This window comes from Neobacillus niacini (genome assembly GCF_031457145.1).
Taxonomy (GTDB): Bacteria; Bacillota; Bacilli; order Bacillales; family Cytobacillaceae; genus Neobacillus; species Neobacillus niacini_J.
Genome location: NZ_JAVDVZ010000006.1, coordinates 216,663 through 232,612, shown reverse-complemented (window position 1 = coordinate 232,612; position 15,950 = coordinate 216,663). Strand labels below are relative to the sequence as shown.

Below are 15,950 nucleotides of genomic sequence, written 5' to 3'. Positions count from 1 at the left end.
AGAGAAGGAAGGGGAATCCGTACAGATGGACAAAGAATTTATTTCGGTAAGAGAAATTCAACTATTATATGCAGATACAGACATGATGGGAGTCATTTATCATGCTAACTATTTGAAATATTTTGAGCTTGGGAGAAGCGGATTGATTGAGGACCTTGGGTACAGCTATGTAGAGATGGAGAACGCAGGATATTTTGCACCGGTATATGACATCCAAGCTACCTATAAAAAACCTTTACGTTATGGTGATAAGGGCTTTGTTAAGACATGGATTGAAAAAAATGATGGGATTAAAACCATTTATGGATATTCCATTATCAATGGTGACGAGGAAGTATGTGCAGAAGGTTCATCGACACATATCGTGGTCAAAAAGGACAACTTTAGACCAATCGCCTTCAAAAAGGCGTTCCCGGAATGGTTCTTACGGTATGAGGAAATAAAGAAGAAGTAGCATTTCAATGGCTATGGGGTGACACAAATGGCATTTGGGATTAAAAGACAGGAAGTAAAAGAGTGGAAACAAAAAATTGATAATGGTGAAATTGCATTCTTAACCCATTACTGGTTAGATGATCGCTTTCCCGGTTGTAAAACCGTCACAAAGGTTGGCTGTCATAACCTCGACAAATTGGCTGAATGGGGAAATAAATATGGATTGAAAAAAGAATGGATTCACCATCGGCGTGACGGCTATTCTCATTTTGATTTAATTGGGGACAGACAAAAAGAAATCCTACATAAAGAAGGACTGCATCATCATATTTGGTGAAAGTGAAGGAGAGATGAAACCATGTTAAAGTTAGGGATCATCGGACTAGGGGATATTGCGAAAAAAGCTTATCTGCCTGTTGTAAGTAAGTTAGCTGACGTGGAATTCCATATTTTCACTCGCAGCACTACGGTATTAACGGAAATAAGTAATCAATATCGCTTTCCACATATCCATTCTAGTCTTACTTCAATCATCGAGAGCGGGATAAAAGGAGCTTTTGTCCATTCTTCAACGGGGTCACATGAGCAAATTGTAAGAGAGCTCTTAGAGAATGGTATCCATGTCTATGTAGACAAGCCTATTACCTATCATTTAGAAACAACCAAGGAGCTTGTCGAACTTGCTGAACGTAAAGGTCTAATCTTAATGACTGGTTTTAATAGACGGTTTGCTCCATTTTATCGCGCGATGACAGAAATTGATCAGCCGAATATGATACTCTTGCAAAAAAATCGCCATGCACTGCCAAGTGATGTTCGTACATTTGTCTTTGATGATTTTATCCATGTTTTAGATACGGTACGTTTTTTATTTCAAGGTGAAATTCAAGATGTAATCGTTCAAGGAAAAGTAACGAACGGCATTCTTTACCATGTAGTTGTTCAATTTATATCTAACAGCATGACAGGCATTGCGATTATGAACAGAGACAGTGGGGCGGTGGAAGAAAAGTTAGAGGTTATGGGACCTAATGAGAAAAGAGTTGTCCTAGATCTAGATAAATTAACTATTTATCGTGAACAAAAAGAAATCGTACACCCCTTTAACAATTGGGATTCTACCTTATTTAAAAGAGGGTTTGAACAGATAATAGCTGAATTTATAAATGCCGTCCGTACTGACAGCTTTCCATCCGTTACTGCCAGAGATTCGTTACAAACACATGAAATATGTGAGAGGATAGTTCAACAGTTCGTGGGCAGGTAATTAAAGAAGCACACTTAAAGATGTTCTTTAAGTGTGCTTCTTTTAATAGTTAAGATTTTTTATATTCTAGTATTGGCTCATCATATTTTGCTAGATAATCAATGATTAAATCATGGTCATCGAAATACCATAAATCTTTTTCTTCAATATAATAGGTGATCCCATCTTCTGTTGCACTTACTCCCATGTCAACGGGTTCTTCACTAGATAAGCCAAGTGAAAACCCGCTTTGTACGGTACTACATCCGCCATAACGTACATAGAAACGGACAAAATCACCTGTTTTTAGATTAAGTTCGCGTTTGTACCATGCTGCAGCTTCACTGCTGATTTGGATATTCATCTGTTTCTCCTTTCAAAATACCTATGATGATATTATATATGATAGGCGGAACAAATATCGATGATGTTGCCTGACATTCTTTAGATAGGTAGTTGAATGAAGCCATTTAAAAAAAAGAAAATTAACACTAGTGCATGTGCAATAATAGATGGCAGGATGCTTTTATATTTGGTTGTTAATACGCCGAATGCGCAGCCAAGTGAGAGATTTAACAGAAAAACTGCTGGAGAGAATCCAAATATAGTTGTGTTTAACGAAAAGGCAACACTTGTAAACAGTATGGCAGCCGTTTCACTGGTAATCATCATGAACTGTGCTAATAGAATCCCCCGCCACATCACTTCCTGAAGGAAGGCATGAATAAACGCAAATAAGAAAAGTGAGAGAACAAGGTGGAAATCCATTTTAACATCGCGGGTAATAATTACTGTAACAATGCTTACAGAAATGAGTAAAACCATGATATAAAAATACGTTTTATTTATTTGAATCTTTCTGTTGAGTTGTGGTTTTTTAAAAAACAAACTTATTTTTTTATTGAACTGTTTGATTACATAGCAGATTGAAAGAATAGGAATAATGAACAAAAGCTGATTTATGATGACTCTTAGAAATGGATTTATGTCAAAACCTTCTATAAATTTATCAAAATAAAAGAGAATCAAATTTCCGCCAAAGAAAGAAATGATCACCCATGCAAAGAGACGATTCTCTTCCTTTAGGAAAGCAAGGTACAATAATAAGGCAAGCAGAATCAAAAAGAATGGACTATAATAACTTCTCGTAAAAAGATAGATTAAGACGATAAACAAAAATGATAAAAACAAACCTTGATTATTATTTTGTCTCATATTGAAACATCCTTCCTGCATAACCGATAAAAAGGCTCCGAATTAACGGAGCCACTGGGTCATATGTTCTTGAATTTCCTGATATTTAGCTGGTGCATTTTGAAGTCCAAAGGAACCAGCATTTTGTAGTGGAACTACTCGATAATTTTTATTTCTTTGGCTAGAAACAAAGGTAGGATAAAAAGCTGGGTTTGATAATTCAATCGTCTTTCCTGTTTCAGTAACATGTTTGGTTATTTCAACTGTTGCCATGCCGCCAATATCCTTATAGTCCCTAACTTGTCCAGAAATAAAGTTACCTAATGAGTAGATAACAAAGGACTTTCGCCCATCTTCAGTTTGGATCCATTCCATTGGCTGCAGTACGTGTGGGTGGGAACCAAAGATTATGTCTACTCCTTCATTCGCAAGGAAGTTAGCCAAGTCTTTTTGCTCACTTGTCGGAATTCGTTGATATTCATTTCCCCAATGAATACTCATAACTACTACATCAGCTTCTTTTTTAGCCCGCCCAATTTCGTCACTCATGAGATCACGATTAATTAGATTAACAAGGAAGTCTTTTCCATCTGGAATTGGGATTCCATTTGTACCGTAGGAATACGATAGAAAGGCTAATTTAATGCCATTTTTATGAATGATTCTTAGCTTTTGACGATCCTCTTGATTTAAAAAACTTCCGACATGAGGAAGTCCGATACTATTTAAATAATCTGTTGCCGAAAGAATTCCTCTTTCTCCTTTGTCTAACGTATGATTGTTCGCCAGAGAAACGATATCTACCCCGGTATTGACGAGTGCATCTGCGACTTCGTGAGGACTATTAAACGTGGGATAACTTGAAACACCAATGCCAGCTCCACCTAGCATGCTTTCTTGGTTCGCGGTTAGGACATCCGGTGATTCTAATATGCTTTTAACATTGTCGAAGATAGGATTGAAATTGTACTGCGTACCATTAAAGGCATCCTGATAAACGGTATCATGAATCAGAATGTCGCCGATAGCGCCAATGGTCAATTTTTCAGTCAATGTCCTGGCCATCACGGGTTGATATCTCGAAGCATGCTCCTTTGTAGGATGTACTTTTGCTGCTGCAGTCTGATTATTATGTTGTTGAATGATGAGCACCGAAGCAAGAAGAATACATGCAGTAATGATGAATATGGACGTAATAATTGCTTTCTTTTTCATACTTTCTCCTTAAACAATCTGGATTTGAGGCAAAATGGTTTAAACTAGTCTACCAATACTATAATATATTTATGTGCTAATTTTCGACTTTTTCCCGCATTTTTTGAAAAAATTTAAGGACGTGTTATGTTATGTTCAAAATAACTGAGAGTGCTTGCAGTATATTAGCAGGAGTAATCGAGAGAGAAAAGCAAACGCCTGATGAAGAACTATTAGTCCGGTTGAGCATGGGTGTAGGCTGAGGCGGTCCAAAACTAAATCTGTCTCTGGAAGAGCGGAAAATTACGGGGGATCAGCTATTTGAGTTTGGAGAGGTCAAGATCCTGATTCATGAACAGGATTATGTACACTTTAACCATACAAGGCTAGATTATAGTAGTAATGAAAAAGGTGAATTTGCATTTAAATTAATCAACATATAAAAACGGAGTTCCTTTAGCGGGAATTCCGTTTTTATGATAATTTAGTCTGCCATATTTTCAAAAAAGTCAATTAGCTCGTCAAAATTCTTGGTAACTTTGGTTGGAAATGTTTCAGGCTGGTCATCTATTAAGCATTGATAAAATTCAACAACAAATTCTTGATCTTCTGCTGGTGAGACTTCTGTTGAAAAAATATAAGTTTGATTAAGGTTAGACATGGTAATCCCCTCCATTGTGTTCCTATACCTTTATTTTACTTTACAATAGGGTAAGAAAATGACTGGGATTATGAATGTTTAATGAAAAATGGCTTAAAGGAATCCTATTCCTTAAAGCCATTTTATTTTTGGTTCTGTTTTATTCATAATTCGCCTAATATTAGCGCGATGTCGATAAATGACAAATGAAGCCAAAAGTGTTACTGCAATCAGTAGGGGGATATCCCCCTCAATGCAAGCATAAATCACTGCAAAAATACCAGCGAGCATCGATGATAAAGATACATATTTGGTAAAGTAAAGACTTGCGAAAAAGACCAAAAATACCGTTAAGAACATCAGCGGGGCACAAAACAATAAAACGCCTCCAGATGTCGCTACTGCTTTACCGCCTTTAAATCCAGCAAAAATGGGATACGTGTGACCGATAACTGCAAAAACTCCAGCAAGTAATGGATTAATATCAATTCCGAAAATTACAGGTAAGGAAGCCGCTAATGTCCCTTTTAGGATATCAGCAAGTGTTACTGCTAAACCAGCTTTGACTCCTAAGGTTCGAAATGTATTCGTTCCCCCTAAATTTCCACTTCCATGTTGACGTATGTCTGTTTTATAAAAAACTTTTCCAACGATTAAACCTGATGGAATCGAGCCAAGCAAGTAGGCTAAGATCAGGACTATAATAATTTGAACCATCAATGATTTCTCCTTCTATAAATAATGCATGTCCTTTATTTTACCATGTAATGGTGAAAAGTCACTACCACTGCTTTTAACTAATTCTAAAAGTGCTAAAAAAATTCCTTCAAAATTTTTGGTTGATACCGTACGATAGAGGTGAGGAGGAAGAAAAATGTCACAAATTGAATACCATAAAAAGAAATCATTATCACCTAAATGGATTTTAGGAGGATTGATGATTGCAATTTTAATGATTGCGTCTTCTATTCTTTTTTTATTATATCCGTTTGCCTCTAAGGAAAGAGCTACTTATTTTACCGATAAAAATCCGATCCTTTTTGAAGGATTGCAGCAGGGAAATGCCCTGATTGAAGGGGATTCTATTTTCCTCCCACTTTCATTTATGCAAGAACACATAGATGACACGATTATTTTTGATGAAAAGTCCAAGTCTATCATTATTACAACATCTGAAAAGGTAATCCAAATGCCTACAGACTCCTTAACGTTCTTTGTTAATCAAAAGCCAGTGGAGCTGCAGGTATCACCGTTAATTACAAAAGAAGGTCAAATATTTGTAGCAATCGACCCGCTGCTAACCTACTATCCCATTCAATATAAGATTTTAGAGGATACAGGAGCCATTTGGATTCAAAAAAACGGGGACCGGTATTTTCAAGGGGAAATAACAGTGGAAGAAGTTCATCAAGAAAAAATGAGATTGAGAACAGAGCCATCCTTAAAGGCACCTTACACAGCAGAAATATCTAAAAAGGAATCCGTAATGATTGAGGCGGAGGAAGAGGATTTTTATTTTGTGAGAAAAGAGAATGGACTGAGTGGATACATTAACAAAAAATATGTTAAGAAAAACAAAGAGGTAACAATTTCGATTTCACAGCAAAGCAAAACAGTAGCTGTTCCAAAAATAAATGGACCTATTCAATTGACCTGGGAAGCCGTTTATACCAAAAATCCAGATCATACCCAAATACCACAAATGATGGGTGTGAATGTCGTATCACCAACTTGGTTCTCTTTGACCGGTATTGATGGATCCATAAAAAACCTAGCATCCTTAGATTATAGTAAATGGGCACAGTCTAAGGGGTTTCAAGTATGGGGGTTATTTTCAAATTCTTTTGACCCAGTCCTGACGTATGAGGCGTTAAAAGACTTTGAAACTCGTCAAAAAATAATCGTCCAATTGCTTCATTTCAGTCAAATGTATCAATTACAAGGGATTAACTTCGATATTGAAAATGTAAAGCAGGAACATGGTTCGCTTGTCACTCAATTGATGAGGGAAGCAACACCCTACTTACATGAAGCAGGATTAGTCGTTTCGATGGACATTACCTTTTATGCAGGTGAAAACAATAATTGGTCTTCTTTTTACGAAAGAAATAAGCTTGCTGGGATTGTGGATTATCTAATTATCATGGCTTATGATGAACATTCAGGCTCATCCCCTGTTGCTGGCAGTGTTTCGAGTCTTCCATGGGTAGAGAAGAACCTACAAAACTTGTTAAAAGAGGTTCCAAAAGAGAAGCTCATACTCGGGGTTCCCTTATATACAAGGCTTTGGAAAGAACAGCAAAAGGAAGATGGAACGATAGAGGTTTCCTCTCAGGCCTTGTCCATGGCTAAAATGAAAGAATGGATTGCTGAAAGAGGTATACAACCAGTTTATGATGAAGATAGTGGTCAAAACTACATTGAATTTTATTCTGAGGAAGAGCAGGCAGCGTATAAGGTATGGATTGAAGATGAACTTTCATTAAATAAACGTGCCAACCTTGCTACTACTTACCAACTAGCTGGAGTTGCTTCATGGTCCCGACTATTCGGCGATCAGACAGCTTGGACCGCTATAAATATGGATCCTAATAAAGCAGTATCACAGAAATAGATCAGCATTGCTGGTCTATTTTTTTATGTTGAGCGTTCAATTACATATTCTGTCTAAGTTGAGAACAATTTGAGTCTATTTTATTACAAATATATGTAGAATTTTCAAACCATTTTGAAGTCGATTGAAAGCATTGGTAACTGGAAATATAATTTAACTAATTCTTAAATTTTCATTAAAACCGACCAATTCGAGAGTGTTACAGGTCCTTTTGCTATATATTCTAAGTACAAATATAAGAGGTGAAAAATCATGGTCACAACTGTACCACACTATCAACCTTATCCATACCGGGATGTGAAGGTCTTATATGTAGAAGAAGAAATTTTTTCACGTGAAAAACTATTACGTGTGCTTAATCGCCGGTTTTCAGATGTCCATGTTGCGATTGACGGTGAAGAGGGTTTTCAACAATATAAGCAGCTTCAACCTGATATCATCATCGTGGATATAAACATGAGCCAAATGAACGGTTTAGAAATGATTGAAAGAATTCGGAATCTCAATGAAAAAGTGCAAATAATTGTTACGACCGCAAATAATGATCATGAAATCTTTATCCAATCAATTGAAAATAACGTCAATCATTTCATTCTAAAACCTATTGATTTTGAGAAGTTTTTATTAGCCATTCATAAATCTGTACATCAGATTCAACTAGAAAAAGAATTATCCAAACAAAACAATTTAACTAAGGCAATTTTAGATACACAGGATAATTTACTATTCGTAGTTGAACAAGGTGATATAGTTGAATTTAATCTGGCTTTTTCCTCCTTTACTGGCCTTGATAAAAGCCAGGGGTTACATAAAGCTATTACGGTTTCTGAATTCTTTGTTGAAGGCCCGAATTACTTTTATCCCAAGAATAGAGCAAAATGGATCGACGAATTTCTTGATAACGGAAGAAAATATGCAAAGGTCAAATGGAGGGGACAAAAAGAGAGCAAAGGAATTTTTTTCATGAAGGCAGCTCACTTTCCAGGAGAGAAGCAAACCTTGTTTGTTTGTTCAGAAATCACTGTTTTAGAGGAAGAAAATAAGCAAAATGATTTATTAGCCATGATGGACCCATTAACCAAAAGTATTAATCGTCAAAGATTTGAGGAGATTTTATCGTGTGAAATAAGACGTTCTAAACGCTATGACCACCCTTTTTCGATTATTCTCTTTGACATCGACCATTTTAATCATATAAATCAGTGTTTTGGACATCAAAAAGGGGATGAAGTCCTATGTACTATTTCCACAATCGTCCAACAGAGAATACGAGAGAGTGATATTTTTGCCCGCTGGGGAGGGGATGAACTTATACTATTAACACCAGAAACATATAGTCGGGGAGCAGTTGTACTGGCAGAATCCATCCGTACCATAATTGATAGTTTTGCTTTCCCCCAAATTGGTTCAGTAACCTGCAGTTTTGGTATAGCTGAATTTTCAGCAGGTAAGAAGAAAACAGAACTTGTGACGGAGGCTAGAGAAGCACTATCTAAATCTAAACAAAATCGAAGAAACTGTGTAACAGTTTTTAACAGTTAAGAAGGTGGTCAATCGTGGTAGATGTTAATTTATGGATCATCTTAGTTATTAGTATGCTTATTCTTTTTATTTTAAGATATATGTTTAAGGGGAAAAAGCTCATGAAAAAACTTAAGGAAAGTGAAGCAAGCTACCGAGAGTTGGCAGAAAAATATGAGGGAGTAATCAATTCCTTAGAGGATAGAGTGAATGAAGAAGTAGAGAAAAATAGACAAAAGGATCTTTTCCTTATACAGCATTCTTGGCTTGCAGCTAAGGGTGAATTGATTGACAGCATTGGCCACCAATGGCGGCAGCCGCTTAATCATTTATCACTCTTAATTCAAGATGTACAAGAAGCTCTCCAATTTGGGGAAATAAATGAACAATATATTTATACTTTTACAAAAGAGAGTATGAGTCAAATTCATCATATGTCACGAACAATCCATGATTACCGGAAATTTTATCAACCAAATATAGAGAAATGTGCCTTTTCTGTTGCCGATTCGGTTGAAGATGCACTTTCGATTTTTTCCTCCAATCTGAAGGATCATCATATCCATGTAAATTTTAACTATCGGGGACAACCTATGGCATTTGGATATCCCAATGAATACAGTCAAGTGGTGCTAAATATCTTAATGAATGCAAAAGACGCATTTGTTACCAACGAAGTTAAAAATCGAAGGCTTGATATTTTGATTTGCACAAAAGGTAGTTTTGTCATTGTGGAGGTTACTGATAATGGTGGCGGCATTGAACCTGCATTACTATCAAAAGTGTTTGACCCATATTTCACAACGAAGCGGCACGGGACGGGTATTGGACTATATTTGACCAAAATGATTATAGAGAATATGAATGGTCGTGTTCAGGTTGAAAATACTGACCATGGTGCACGATTCACTCTTTCTGTTCCTAAAGTTGTTTTAGAAAACCAAACTTCACTCATAAGTGTTTAACCCATCAAAAAAGCTTCCGACCTCTGGGAGCTATATTTTTTTGAAAACCATTCGATTATGATATAGTTAAAGAAAGTAGTAAAATAAGGAAATAAAGGAAGTGTTATTTCATGGCAGTTGAAAATCCATCTTTAGAAGAAATTGGAGCTATTTTAAAAAAATCTAAACGTATCGCTGTTGTCGGTTTAAGTGACAAACCAGACAGAACCTCTTATATGGTTTCAGAGGTTATGCAAAAAGCTGGATATGAAATCATTCCCGTTAATCCAGCGGTTGATGAAGTACTTGGTGTGAAAGCAGTTGCCTCGCTAAAGGATATCAAGGGTCATATTGATATCGTCAATGTTTTCCGTCGTTCTGAGCAATTATTTGATGTGGCGAAAGAATTTGATGAAATCGATGCGGATGTTTTTTGGGCACAGCAGGGCTTAGTAAATGAGGAAGCATATACGTTTTTGAAGGACAAAGGATATACTGTTATTATGGACCTTTGTATAAAAGTTGCTCACGCTTTAACAAAATAATAATATAGTGAAAAAAGCTGCTAATTGTTGGCAGTTTTTTTTCATTTTTTTACTAAAAATAGTGTTACAAAAGTTTGTTGTTTCAAATTAGGCATTTGCCAAATCGAAATAAATCGCTAAAATAAAGCATAGATGCCGCAAACATGTGGTACAATTAAAGCGGCAAACATTCGTTCTAAATATAGGAAATAACTTTTACACGAATGATTAATATACTTATAAGATAGCAAACAGAAGGTGTTTTTTCTTTTTGTAGGGAATGAAAGGGGTATTTTAGTGGCAAGTAATCAGAAAGCTTTTGAATATAATGATGATGCCATACAGGTACTAGAGGGACTGGAGGCCGTCAGAAAGCGACCAGGAATGTACATCGGGAGCACTGATACACGCGGATTACACCATCTTGTATTTGAGATTGTAGACAACTCTGTCGATGAGGCTCTAGGCGGATTTGGAAACCAAATCATTGTTAAAATCCACAAAGATAATTCGATAAGCGTTATGGATAAAGGACGAGGAATGCCGACTGGCATGCATAAAACGGGGAAACCAACTCCTGAAGTCATTTTAACTGTCCTCCATGCCGGGGGTAAATTTGGTCAAGGCGGTTATAAAACCAGCGGTGGTTTACATGGTGTTGGTGCCTCCGTCGTTAATGCTTTATCTGAATGGTTAACGGTAACAATAAAAAGAGATGGCTTTGTTTATGAACAACGCTTTGAAAACGGGGGTAAGCCGGCTACCACATTAGAGAAGATTGGCAAAACCAATCAAACGGGTACAACCATTCACTTTAAACCAGATCCAACCATCTTTTCTAACACCACCACATATAATTTTGAGACATTATGTGAGAGGTTAAGAGAATCTGCGTTCCTTTTAAAAGGATTAAAGATTGAAATCATCGATGACCGTAATAATATTCATGAGGTTTTTCACTATGAAAACGGGATTGAAGCCTTTGTTTCGTACCTAAATGAGGATAAAGAAGTCCTTCATCCGGTCGTCAGCTTTGAAGGAAGCCAGAATGGGATTGAAGTTGAATTCGCGTTCCAATTTAATGATGGCTATTCAGAAAGCATGCTTTCGTTTGTAAACAATGTCCGTACGAGAGATGGCGGAACGCATGAAGTTGGGTCAAGAACAGCGATGACTCGTGTTTTCAATGAATACGCACGTAAGGTTTCCCTTTTAAAAGAAAAGGAAAAGAATCTTGAAGGGGCCGATATCCGTGAGGGCTTAACTGCGATTATCTCGGTACGGATACCAGAGGATTTATTGCAGTTTGAAGGTCAAACAAAGGGGAAATTAGGAACGAGTGAAGCAAGATCGGCGGTTGACGCGGTCGTTTCTGAACATCTGACCTACTTTCTTGAAGAGAACCCTAATATTAGCTCGCTATTGATTAAAAAATCCATTAAAGCTTATCAGGCTCGAGAAGCAGCTCGGAAAGCACGTGAGGACGCAAGAAGCGGTAAAAAACGAAAGCGCTCAGATGCTCTTCTTTCCGGAAAGCTTACACCTGCACAATCGAGAAATCCGCAAAGGAATGAGATTTATTTGGTTGAGGGTGACTCTGCAGGAGGTTCTGCAAAACAAGGACGTGACCGACGTTTTCAGGCAGTCCTTCCGTTGCGTGGTAAGGTTATTAATACTGAAAAAGCGAAGCTAGCTGATATTTTTAAGAATGAAGAAATCAATACGATTATTCATACCATTGGGGCTGGAGTCGGTTCTGATTTTAATGTGGAAGACGTCAATTACGATAAAGTTATTATTATGACTGATGCCGATACAGACGGAGCACATATTCAAGTGTTACTTTTAACGTTTTTCTTTCGTTATATGAAGCCGCTTATTGAGGCTGGTAAAGTGTTTATCGCATTGCCGCCTTTATATAAAGTTAGTAAGGGTTCTGGTAAAAAGGAAATCATTGAGTATGCCTGGAGTGATGATGAACTGCAGGGGGCCATTAATAAGATCGGTAGAGGCTATATTATTCAACGGTATAAAGGTCTTGGTGAGATGAATGCAGACCAGCTATGGGATACTACGATGAATCCAGAAACACGAACATTAATTCGTGTTAAAATAGATGACGCAGCAAGAGCTGAACGACGGATTACCACCTTAATGGGTGATAAAGTTGAACCGCGCAGAAAATGGATTGAAAGCAATGTAGCGTTTGGTTTAGAGGAAGATGACACCATCCTAGAAAATGAAAATATTACGATTGCCGGGGAGGTATCTGAAGAATGAGCACAAATGAGAAATTCCGTGACTTACCTCTAGAGGATGTAATCGGCGATCGTTTTGGAAGATATAGTAAGTATATTATTCAAGAACGTGCCCTTCCAGATGCAAGGGACGGATTAAAACCAGTACAACGAAGAATCCTCTATGCGATGCATGTTGAGGGTAATACCTTTGAGAAAGGTTTCAGAAAAGCGGCAAAAACGGTTGGTAATGTAATTGGTAACTATCACCCGCATGGCGATTCCTCTGTATATGAAGCGATGGTGCGGATGAGTCAGGACTGGAAGGTCAGAAATGTCCTGATACAAATGCATGGAAACAACGGAAGTGTCGATGGAGATCCTCCCGCAGCGATGCGTTATACGGAAGCACGATTATCGGCCATCTCCGCTGAATTACTCCGTGATATTGAAAAACAAACAGTAGATTTTATTCCTAACTTCGATGATACAGCAAAGGAACCCACCGTTTTACCATCGATGTTCCCTAACTTACTTGTAAACGGCTCAACCGGGATATCAGCAGGGTATGCAACGGATATTCCGCCACACCATCTTGGTGAGGTTATCGATGGTGTTATCCTGAGAATGGACCACCCTGACTCATCGGTTGATGATATCATGACCGTTATAAAGGGGCCAGATTTTCCTACTGGGGGTATTATCCAAGGAATAGATGGGATTAAAAAGGCCTATGAAACTGGTAAAGGGAAAATCATTGTTCGCAGTAAAGCAGAAATAGAGGAAGTCCGTGGAGGCAAACAGCAGATTGTCGTAACGGAAATCCCCTACGAAATCAATAAAGCAAATCTTGTTAAAAAAATCGATGAATTCCGCTTTGACCGAAAAATAGAAGGAATGTCAGAGGTCCGCGATGAAACTGACAGAACAGGACTAAGAATTGTTATAGAATTAAAGAAAGATGCCGATGCACATGGGGTCCTAAATTACCTATATAAAAATAGTGATTTACAAGTAACCTATAACTTTAATATGGTTGCAATTAGTCAAAAACGACCTAAATTATTAGGAATTCGTGAATTACTTGATGCGTATATTGGACATCAAAAGGAAGTTATTATCAGAAGAACGCAATATGAGCTAAACAAAGCGAAGGAACGTCAGCATATTGTTGAAGGGTTAATGAAGGCACTATCAATATTAGATGAAGTTATTACCACCATCCGTGCCTCCAAAGATAAACGCGATGCAAAGGACAATTTAATTGCAAAATTTGCGTTTACCGAAGCCCAAGCAGAAGCGATTGTTTCCTTACAGCTCTATCGCTTAACCAATACAGATATCACTGCTCTACAGAATGAAGCAGAAGAATTATCTTCAAAAATAGAAGAGTGGACTTCCATTTTATTAAGTGAAAAGAAGCTAATTTCTACTATAAAAAAAGAATTAAAAGATGTAAAAAAACGGTTTGCTGATGCGCGTCGCTCAAAAATTGAGGCTGAGATTGAGGAACTGAAAATTAATCTTGATGTAACCGTTCCAAATGAAGATGTCATTGTAACAGTTACAAAAGAAGGGTATGTCAAACGGACAAGCCAGCGTTCCTTTGCCGCTTCCAATGGTCAAGATCTTGCAATGAAGGAGTCAGATCGTTTGCTAGCGAAGTTAGATATGAATACGAAGGATGTCCTTCTCTTGTTTACCAATAAAGGGAATTACTTATTCTGTCCTGTTCATGAGCTGCCGGATATCCGCTGGAAAGATCTCGGACAACATGTCGCGAATATCATTCCAATTGAATTCAATGAGGAAATTATTAAGGTCATTCCAGTGAAAGATTTTGAACAAGATGCCTATCTAATTTTTGTAACGAAAAATGGGATGGTTAAGAAAACAGACCTAAAGCAATACAAAGCACAACGTTATTCGAAGCCATTAGTTGGTGTTAATCTGAAGGAAGATGATCAGGTTATTGATGTTCATTTAACCGATGGTACAAAAGAGCTATTCCTAATCTCGAATTACGGCTATGCATTATGGTTCCATGAAGAAGAAATAAGCATTGTCGGTGTTCGTGCAGCCGGGGTAAAAGGGATCAATTTAAAAGACGGCGATGTTGTTGTCGGTGGAAAGATTATTGCTCCAGATAGTAAAGAAACTGTTGTGATAGCCACTCAACGCGGTTCCGTCAAGCGGATGAAACTAAAAGAATTTGAAAAAGCAACACGTGCTAAGCGTGGAGTTGTTATTTTACGAGAGCTTAAAGCAAATCCACATCGTATCGTTGGTTTTGTTCTAGCACATGACGAAGATCTTGTAGTTATTCAAAGTGAAAAAGGACAGACGGAAACATTAGTAACAGCAGATATTCGATTAAATGACCGTTATTCGAACGGCTCCTTCGTTCTAGACGAAGAGGTAAATGGTAAAGTAACGAATATTTGGATGGTAGAAGGTCCAGCTAAATCTGATGAATCATAATATCGTTTAAGACTCCCTAAAATGTTGGGAGTCTTTTTCATGTTTTTGCCAAAATTGGTGCATACTACATGTATCAGATTTTGGAGGGGAAAAGGATGAAAAAAGAATTACTACTAGTTGCTTCTGCATTTTTTCTCATGTCTGTTACGGCTATAACGGGGGTTCATGCTTTCGAAGAAAAAGCCAAAACTGTCACAATTTCCAAACAAGAAAGTGATGTCACTGGAGATGGTATCAACGAGAGTATCCAGTTAAAAGGCGTTCTTTATGATGGTGAAGACGATTATTTGAAAGATATTTATATTAATATTTCCACAGATGATGATAAACAGTACACAATGCCTCTGGAAAGCGGTTCCAAGGCTTCTCTGAAATTGGTTGATTTAAACAAAGACGGAGTAAAGGATTTATTTGCAAATGTATTCACAGGGGGAAGTGGAGGGATCACGCTCAATTATTTATATTCGTTTAAGGATTTTATCAGCAAAGAGTTAGCAGTTCCTGACCCATTAGAAATAGACAGTCAATTTGAAGATGGATATAAAGCGAGGATAAAGATAGATCTTACAGGTAATAGTTATTTATTTGATTTAAACGACCGAAAAAAATATTACAAAAAATTAGGATTATACTATAAAGGGAAGTTAAATGAACCAATGGAATTAACGGTGAATTCGTTTCACTCACTTAAACCAGTTAAATTAAAAAGCGGTGAGTTTATCTTAAAAGGGGCACAAAGGATCACTGGAATTGCCAATGCTGATACCATTGCTTTTGTGGAGTCATCTTGGAATTTTGGTGGAGGTAAATGGAATCTAAATAGCGCAAGCGTTCATACTAACATACAAAGTAAGTAGAGAAGGGTAGGGGGGGAAAACAAATTCGATAGCGTTGTGAATCATACACAAAAACACGGGGAA

The 15,950-nt window shown here is 37.3% G+C and carries 15 protein-coding genes; 10 read left to right on the top strand and 5 right to left on the bottom strand.

What is annotated here, in order from left to right:
* Positions 1 to 25: 25 nt before the first annotated feature.
* The 3 genes from J2Y03_RS16600 to J2Y03_RS16590 are packed head-to-tail and all read left to right on the top strand — an operon-like array spanning position 26 to position 1,702.
* Entirely contained in the window at positions 26 to 454 is a 429-nt protein-coding gene (locus tag J2Y03_RS16600) for an acyl-CoA thioesterase (RefSeq protein ID WP_310195879.1), read from the top strand.
* 27 nt (positions 455 to 481) lie between these two features.
* Positions 482 to 772 carry a hypothetical protein gene (locus tag J2Y03_RS16595; protein ID WP_310195876.1) on the top strand — a complete coding sequence of 97 codons (291 nt, stop codon included), beginning with the start codon at positions 482 to 484 and terminating at the stop codon, positions 770 to 772.
* A gap of 21 nt (positions 773 to 793) precedes the next feature.
* Positions 794 to 1,702, top strand: coding sequence for a Gfo/Idh/MocA family protein (locus J2Y03_RS16590; protein ID WP_310195874.1), 909 nt, complete (start codon positions 794 to 796; stop codon positions 1,700 to 1,702).
* A gap of 49 nt (positions 1,703 to 1,751) precedes the next feature.
* Here the strand turns inward: J2Y03_RS16590 and J2Y03_RS16585 are convergent, their stop codons facing one another.
* From J2Y03_RS16585 to plsY, 5 genes are all read right to left on the bottom strand, one after another.
* A complete protein-coding gene (locus tag J2Y03_RS16585; RefSeq protein WP_310195872.1) occupies positions 1,752 to 2,045 on the bottom strand; it encodes a HesB/YadR/YfhF family protein in 294 nt (97 codons plus the stop codon).
* Positions 2,046 to 2,125: 80 nt separating this feature from the next.
* On the bottom strand, positions 2,126 to 2,896 hold the full coding sequence (locus tag J2Y03_RS16580; protein ID WP_310195871.1) for a CPBP family intramembrane glutamic endopeptidase: 771 nt from the start codon (positions 2,894 to 2,896) through the stop codon (positions 2,126 to 2,128).
* A 42-nt stretch (positions 2,897 to 2,938) separates the two neighbouring features.
* Positions 2,939 to 4,090 carry a CapA family protein gene (locus tag J2Y03_RS16575; RefSeq protein WP_310195869.1) on the bottom strand — a complete coding sequence of 384 codons (1,152 nt, stop codon included), beginning with the start codon at positions 4,088 to 4,090 and terminating at the stop codon, positions 2,939 to 2,941.
* A gap of 463 nt (positions 4,091 to 4,553) precedes the next feature.
* A complete protein-coding gene (locus tag J2Y03_RS16570; RefSeq protein WP_310195868.1) occupies positions 4,554 to 4,730 on the bottom strand; it encodes a hypothetical protein in 177 nt (58 codons plus the stop codon).
* 111 nt (positions 4,731 to 4,841) lie between these two features.
* Entirely contained in the window at positions 4,842 to 5,426 is a 585-nt protein-coding gene (gene plsY / locus J2Y03_RS16565) for a glycerol-3-phosphate 1-O-acyltransferase PlsY (protein ID WP_310195866.1), read from the bottom strand.
* A 157-nt stretch (positions 5,427 to 5,583) separates the two neighbouring features.
* Between plsY and J2Y03_RS16560 the strand changes: the two genes are divergently transcribed.
* From J2Y03_RS16560 to J2Y03_RS16530, 7 genes are all read left to right on the top strand, one after another.
* A complete protein-coding gene (locus J2Y03_RS16560) occupies positions 5,584 to 7,323 on the top strand; it encodes a glycosyl hydrolase family 18 protein (RefSeq protein WP_310195865.1) in 1,740 nt (579 codons plus the stop codon).
* 252 nt (positions 7,324 to 7,575) lie between these two features.
* Positions 7,576 to 8,865, top strand: a complete 1,290-nt coding sequence (locus J2Y03_RS16555) for a diguanylate cyclase (RefSeq protein ID WP_310195864.1) — start codon at positions 7,576 to 7,578, stop codon at positions 8,863 to 8,865.
* Positions 8,866 to 8,966: 101 nt separating this feature from the next.
* Positions 8,967 to 9,809, top strand: coding sequence for a sensor histidine kinase (locus J2Y03_RS16550; protein WP_310195862.1), 843 nt, complete (start codon positions 8,967 to 8,969; stop codon positions 9,807 to 9,809).
* 110 nt (positions 9,810 to 9,919) lie between these two features.
* Positions 9,920 to 10,333 (top strand): CoA-binding protein, encoded by a 414-nt coding sequence (locus J2Y03_RS16545; protein ID WP_310195860.1) that lies wholly within the window; start codon positions 9,920 to 9,922, stop codon positions 10,331 to 10,333.
* A gap of 276 nt (positions 10,334 to 10,609) precedes the next feature.
* The gene (parE, locus tag J2Y03_RS16540; RefSeq protein WP_310195859.1) at positions 10,610 to 12,592 is read left to right on the top strand and encodes a DNA topoisomerase IV subunit B; all 1,983 of its coding nucleotides are present in this window, start codon (positions 10,610 to 10,612) and stop codon (positions 12,590 to 12,592) included.
* Entirely contained in the window at positions 12,589 to 15,030 is a 2,442-nt protein-coding gene (parC, locus tag J2Y03_RS16535) for a DNA topoisomerase IV subunit A (RefSeq protein ID WP_310195858.1), read from the top strand. Before parE ends, parC begins: the two co-directional genes overlap by 4 nt.
* A gap of 95 nt (positions 15,031 to 15,125) precedes the next feature.
* Positions 15,126 to 15,887 carry a hypothetical protein gene (locus J2Y03_RS16530; RefSeq protein ID WP_310195856.1) on the top strand — a complete coding sequence of 254 codons (762 nt, stop codon included), beginning with the start codon at positions 15,126 to 15,128 and terminating at the stop codon, positions 15,885 to 15,887.
* The last annotated feature ends 63 nt before the right edge of the window (positions 15,888 to 15,950 follow it).